The following is a 4,500-nucleotide window of genomic DNA, read 5'->3' as shown; positions in this document are numbered from 1 at the left end:
ACCCTGAAATGCCCCATTTCGTGATTAAAGCCGATGAACTGGGCACAGCGAACAAAAGCGGCTGCAAAATTCTCAAGTTCCTGATCGTCTTTGCGCCTTTGCTCCAATTCTTTGAGAATTCCACGCTCGAACACTACCGCTTCGATTAGAAGTGCTCGAGCAGCAATCGTATTGCACTCAGCAAGCGCACATTCCGCGTAGAACCGCTTAAAGCAATGCTTCATTGCCACATTCAACGGTTCGTTTTGCATCAGCATGCCGCCTTCGAACCATCGCCAGGCCAAGAAAATTCTGCCGACGTGCTCGCTGAGAAAGCCATTCTCAGCCAAGAAAATCCACCCACCAATTGTGCGAATGTGGGTATTTAGGCGATGCTGAAAATAGGAAACAACTTCAATAGCTTCACCATCGACTGGTGCTCCCTCAGCGCTGATCGGAACGCGCTCGTGAAAGAAGTCCGCAACGTCCGGGAGCGTCAGTTTGAAGCGCCGAAACGCTTGCTCAAACGTTAGCGAGCTCATCGCGATTCGGGCTGATCTTGGTTCGAACTGAGCAACTCGTAAATCTTCGACAGATCGTCCGGACCGTAGCCCGTCAGTTCAATTTTCTTTTCTCCAATGACTATCTTGGATCGCTGGTAGCGTCCTACCTTCTCCTTTTGGAAGGCAAGAATTTCCTTGATCACGTCGCGAATTGGCCTCAGCGCCAGGGCAAAGAAAATAGCGATCTCAGCGCCACCAATAAAATTGGACGACACGGACACATCATCATGGGCGAAGGATCTCTCCACCTCGCCCGCAAGATTTTGGTCGCTCGACTCCAACAGATATACCAACGGATCACTGTCGTTCATGACTCCTCCTCCACTGACATTTCGGTGAAATATTTCAAGCACAAGACGACGCGTGCGGCTTCGTCCGGAACTTCACTCTAACTCTGGAAGCCACTCCTAGCTAGGTCTACATACACTGATTCTGGGGTTACTACGCACCCATCCCACTCACCGTTGATCTAGTCTTCCACAAATTTGCGGATGAGTTTCCACCTCTGCTGAGCAACAATGCCTGTTGGACGCGTCTGTAGAAGACTATTTCCACACTTTAGACAGCGCCCACAACTTAACTATCGCATTCAGGGAGATTGCATGAGCGCAGATTGGAAATCCTATTATTTCGCGCGCATTCAAGGCGCCAAGGCAGAGTATCAGAAGGACCGTGATCGCGGCAAATATTTTGGCGTGTGCCTCTACTATGCTTTGATGACTGCGGCAGACGAAGCGGCAGCCAGCAATCCGAGGCTGAAACACTTACCAACTGGGCTCTTGGCGTCGAGTTACGCCATAAAGAGCCTCGTAATCACCATTGACCGAAAACTAAGCTGCCCGATCGATTCCGATGATGACCACATCGACTTCCTATCCTCGTGGAAGGAGCATGGGCTTCACTTGGTGAAGAGTGATTTATCCCATGTGCGTGATGTGCTCACGCATGTGGGACTTTAACCAGGCTCAGAGAATAACCGGCTGACCCGCGATCAGTTTGGCCAGCCAATCCAAATCCCGAGAGGATGAGAATAGATGCCTGAAGGGAGTGAAATGCCTACATCGTTGACAAACACCGACGCGTCGGTATTAACTGAGATGGCGCCAGGGGGCGAGAGCAGCGCGTTACCGCCCGACATTGAAGCACGCCGATTGCGCTTGCAAAACGCGAGTCGTGCCATCGGACACCACTCCAAAACCATGGATGGCGTGGTCTTTGGCTATATTGGCGCAGACGGCTTCATCAGTCTAATTCCAATCGCTGGTGACATCGCCAGCGGTTTGACTACCTTCTGGCTTCTCGCCAAGGCAGGAGAGGCCAAAATGCCGGTCGCAGATCGACTCGTGATTTTTGGCTTTGGCGTTGCAGACGTGATGATTGGGATGATCCCCGTTGTCGGCGATGTGGCGGACTTCTTCTTCCGCGCACATGCTTGGAACTCTGAACGGATCCAGGTCCATATCGGTGGCCATCTTTCCATGATCGAAGATACTAGAAGGCGATGGCAATCCGATAAAAATGAACTTACCCTCCAAACGCTGCGCGACGAGTTATTTCGAGGAGGCCKAACTCGTGCGCAATCTTGGGCACGGCTGGCTGTCGTCGTTGGCCTGTGTGCAGCGTTGCTCACATGGTGTTCACACGAGGCGGAGCTTCGTCACCAACGCATCTTGGCATGTGAGCAGGCCGGCGGCTGGTTTTGCAGTTTGCGCAACTGAACTCTATTCTTCCGATGTAGCCCAGCGGTGCACTTGAAACCGCACTGCGGCCCACCCTCAAAGTCCATTCACTTCAACCTGCTCGAAAGCGGAATCACGGTTGAGTCACCCAACACGACTTCGATTCGGTCGCCCAACATTGCCCAGGCTTCGCGCTTCTCAAGCGCATAGTCATGATGCAGATAGGCCCGACGAACTCGTCCCCCTGCAAGCACATGGTTTTGGCAGCGATCAATGAGATCGAGAGATGCACCGAGTTGCTGCATCATCGTCGCGCCCGTACGCCGCAGATCATGCGGCGTCCACTCCCCGTTTTTCCCGCCCGACAGAACAAGCGAGTTGTCATGCTTGCGATGCTTCAGCGGGCCAGAACGCTTCTTGAACTGAGTCTGACGATCCCCGATCTGTTTTGACACGGACTTGGTGCACACATGCTGTGCAGGCACAGAGCCAGTAGGCGCACGCGCCGGGAAGCAAAAGGCCGTGTCCCCGGTCAGCGCATGCAGTGCCTTGAACTGCCGCACCGCGAAAGGAGAAAGGTAAACCTTCCAGTCGACGCGGGTCTTGGTGTTTGCTGCCGGCACGAACCACTCGCCGGTCGACAAGTTGACGTGTTCCCAACGCGACTTCAACAACTCGCCGATGCGGCAGAGCGTTCCGAGGCAGATCCAGATCGCGAGCTGCGTCTCCTTTTTAAGCGGCCGGTCAACGCTGTACTTCGTGCCAACGGGTGCCGCCTCGTACGCAGCCTCAAAGTCCGCGTACTTGGCCTGCAGTTCTCGCAGTTCGTCGGCTGACAAGACCCGGTCTCGCTCGGCGTCCGGATCGCATCCGTGCGGCAGTAGCTTCGTCAACTCGATGAGCTTTGTCGGGTTGCCTTCGACCATGAGCGCCCGCCAGGGTCTGCGCTGTTCGGCCCAGGCGAACAGTTGCACCAGATCCGCGTGGACGCGTGACGCCATCCGGTAGGTGCCCCTGCCGATCACGGCGCGCAGCACTGCCCGCAGGTCACCCTCTTCCACAGTGCGCACCGGCTTCGCCCCCACAAGCGGCAGCACGTCCTTCTCGAAGCTCCGGCGCAACTCGGCGTTGTCATCAGCACGGCGCACACCGTCCAACACCCAAGCCTCAAACATTGCCCGAACCGGCAGGTCTTCCTCGGCTCTACGCGCAGCCATCGCAATGGTGCTCTCGACCTCGGCTTGCGCTTCAATCTTCGCCGCTCGCTTGGCATCGGCCGGACTCACGCCATTCTTTACGAGCGTCTTTGCCCTGTCGCGTTCAGTGCGAATGGCCGCGAGACTGACGTCGGGCCAAGTTCCACAGTAGTGATTGCGTCGCACGCCGTCCCTTTTGTAGGCGTACTTGAAGTTGATCGCAACGGCTCCCTTGGCACTCACCCGCACCTCACCAGTGAGGCCACCTCCGTCGGCGAGCGTGTCCCCTCGCCAGTCCAGCGGTACCGCCTTTATTGCCAGCTCAGTCCATCGAGAGCCTTTGCCTTGCTTCGGATATCGGATCATCTTTTTTCCAATCCCAGGGGTGAACCCAGGGGTGAACCGAGGGTGGGACTTTGTTGGATTTTCTGAGACTCCAATGGACGATCCATTCATGCCATTGATTCATCTAATGCTTTGATTCTAAAAGACAAATCTCCGTTCTTTCCAGCAAGAAGCGATGCAACCCAAACTCCGCGAAAAGCCCTAATAATTCCATGGGGTGCAAGGGGTAGCGAGTTCGAATCCCGCCGTCCCGACCAAAAATAAGAAGAGAAATCAAGGACTTAGAAGCGAAAGCCTCTAGGTCCTTTTTCCTTTGTGGCCTCGGAAAGGCTCCAAGGGGTCCACCGGAAAAAAGCTGCGAGGCCGGGTCCACGGCCAACAAGCCGATTCGGCGGGCCGACCCGCATGACAGGCTTTGAGGGGCGCCAGCCCGCCGTTTTGCGCTGCCTACCGGGGAAGGAACGGATTTCGCCGCGGCCGTTGGTCAGTGCGGCTTGAAAAACAATGCTTCGGGAATCGCCCGGAAGGGCGCCGTCCAGAGGGGGTTGTCGAGTTCAAAGACTGACGCAGGTAGCCGTCTGCGGCCGTCGAGCAGCGGGCCGATGCGAGCATCCCGAGCCAGGATTTCTCTCGCGCGGCCCGTGACGAAAAGTCTGCTCAGGCCTTCGTTCAAAGCATCAGCCAGCGCCGGTTCGTCTCGACGCACAGCGAAGACGCGCGCGAACCGGTAGTGAACAC

At 55.9% G+C, this 4,500-nt stretch carries 6 protein-coding genes; 2 read left to right on the top strand and 4 right to left on the bottom strand.

Features of this window, described 5'->3' with window-relative positions:
- Window positions 1–521 (bottom strand): hypothetical protein (locus ACXJKR_RS25140; RefSeq protein ID WP_457325142.1); only part of this gene is annotated, 521 nt, incomplete at its 3' end.
- Window positions 518–853, bottom strand: coding sequence for a hypothetical protein (locus tag ACXJKR_RS25135; protein WP_457325141.1), 336 nt, complete (start codon window positions 851–853; stop codon window positions 518–520). The genes ACXJKR_RS25135 and ACXJKR_RS25140, both read right to left, overlap by 4 nt.
- A 291-nt stretch (window positions 854–1,144) precedes the next feature.
- On the opposite strand from ACXJKR_RS25135, the gene ACXJKR_RS25130 reads away from it, so the two are divergent.
- Window positions 1,145–1,501 (top strand): hypothetical protein, encoded by a 357-nt coding sequence (locus ACXJKR_RS25130; RefSeq protein ID WP_457325139.1) that lies wholly within the window; start codon window positions 1,145–1,147, stop codon window positions 1,499–1,501.
- Window positions 1,502–1,606: 105 nt separating this feature from the next.
- Complete coding sequence (locus ACXJKR_RS25125) at window positions 1,607–2,260, top strand: DUF4112 domain-containing protein (protein WP_457325138.1); 654 nt, start codon at window positions 1,607–1,609, stop codon at window positions 2,258–2,260.
- A 68-nt stretch (window positions 2,261–2,328) separates the two neighbouring features.
- On the opposite strand, the gene ACXJKR_RS25120 is transcribed toward ACXJKR_RS25125, so the two are convergent.
- Both ACXJKR_RS25120 and ACXJKR_RS25115 read right to left on the bottom strand, forming a co-directional pair.
- Window positions 2,329–3,783, bottom strand: coding sequence for a tyrosine-type recombinase/integrase (locus ACXJKR_RS25120; protein WP_457325137.1), 1,455 nt, complete (start codon window positions 3,781–3,783; stop codon window positions 2,329–2,331).
- A gap of 463 nt (window positions 3,784–4,246) precedes the next feature.
- Window positions 4,247–4,500, bottom strand: a 254-nt coding sequence (locus ACXJKR_RS25115) for a hypothetical protein (RefSeq protein ID WP_457325136.1), incomplete at its 5' end; no start/stop codon positions are given.

The sequence above is a fragment of the Roseateles sp. P5_E11 genome (assembly GCF_054049355.1).
The sequence above is the reverse complement of the archived record's forward strand: the minus strand, read 5'-3'. Positions and strand labels throughout refer to the sequence as shown.

What these genes read in the sequence shown, in the direction of transcription:
- ACXJKR_RS25135 (WP_457325141.1), bottom strand. Translation starts at nt 853, where the DNA reads ATGAACGACAGTGATCCGTTGGTATATCTGTTGGAGTCGAGCGACCAA.
- ACXJKR_RS25130 (WP_457325139.1), top strand. Translation starts at nt 1,145, where the DNA reads ATGAGCGCAGATTGGAAATCCTATTATTTCGCGCGCATTCAAGGCGCC.
- ACXJKR_RS25120 (WP_457325137.1), bottom strand. Translation starts at nt 3,783, where the DNA reads ATGATCCGATATCCGAAGCAAGGCAAAGGCTCTCGATGGACTGAGCTG.